This window comes from Moorena sp. SIO3H5 (assembly GCF_010692395.1).
Lineage (GTDB): Bacteria > Cyanobacteriota > Cyanobacteriia > Cyanobacteriales > Coleofasciculaceae > Moorena.
The window spans coordinates 1-1,073 of sequence record NZ_JAAHHS010000814.1 but is presented as its reverse complement, the minus strand read 5'-3'; the positions used below and the strand labels follow the sequence as shown (position 1 = coordinate 1,073).

Here is a 1,073-nt window from a genome sequence, read left to right as displayed (position 1 = left end):
TGCCAAAGAATTAAAAACGAATATAGATACTTTCTTGGCTCGTTTACTTACTCCTACTGAACCAATTTTTTCTATTAAAATTACCCGTGATTGGCTTGATGCTCTGCAACATGAGTTGAATAACTATCAACGTAATCTCCAGGAACAAATTACCTATTTTGGCGGCACAAAATACTTGGAAGATATAGATAAAAAATGGCGTGATACAGAACAATTTATTGATGATATTGAGCACAAACCTGGTATTCCCTTACTCAACTCCAAAAATAGCCAAATTCAAACAGAAGCAAGAACTTGTCTACGAGAAGTAAGTGAATTGATCAAATATAATTTTAACTTAGCAGTTAATCAGGAAACTCTCGAAATTGTGAATGAATTGCAAAAACATTTACAAGCTAGAATTACCCAGTTTGCTGCTTTTAATAACTTGGTTGAAACATTGCAAAATACCTATGAAAAACAAGAAAGCGATCTCAGACAACTTGATTTTGATGAAATGAGTGGTGAAGCGATTTTTGACCTAGAAGATATGATCGCTGTTTTCAGAATATGCTACCAAAAGATGATTTTCGTCGCCAATTAGTGTTAGCAAGTTCTGCAATTTCAGAACCCACTGGTAGAGGGGAATCTTTGGCTAGTTTTATAGATAAAGAGCGCACTACGCCCAACCAATTGAAAAAGGAAATTGATATCAAAGTTGATAGTTTATTTGCACCTCGTAGTGTAAATATTGTCAACTCTGTAATCAAACGCTTTATGCAAAAATACTCCCTCTCAGCACGTTCAACGCGCTTGGGACAAATTATGCAAGAAGCTGAAGCTTTACTACCTTTAAAATTGAAAGATCCTCATTTTAGAAATGATAAGCGTAATAGTAGTCAATTAGTAGGGTTTAAGGATACCGATGAAGTAGAAGTTCACCAATTTAAGACTTTACTTTCCCAGGATTTAGCAATTGGTAGTAATGTTTTCCAAGCAACTCAAGCTGATGATGAAATTTTAATTGTCAATGAGTATGCTGGGTTTCCGCTCCGACTGATTAGCTCGTTAGAAAAAATGAGAAACCCTTACTA

The 1,073-nt window shown here is 35.0% G+C and carries 2 pseudogenes; both read left to right on the top strand.

Annotated elements, in window-relative coordinates:
* Positions 1 to 583: pseudogene (locus F6K52_RS36715) on the top strand (hypothetical protein); the annotation flags it as partial.
* A pseudogene (locus F6K52_RS36710) lies at positions 550 to 1,073 on the top strand (hypothetical protein); the annotation flags it as partial. The pseudogenes F6K52_RS36715 and F6K52_RS36710, both read left to right, overlap by 34 nt.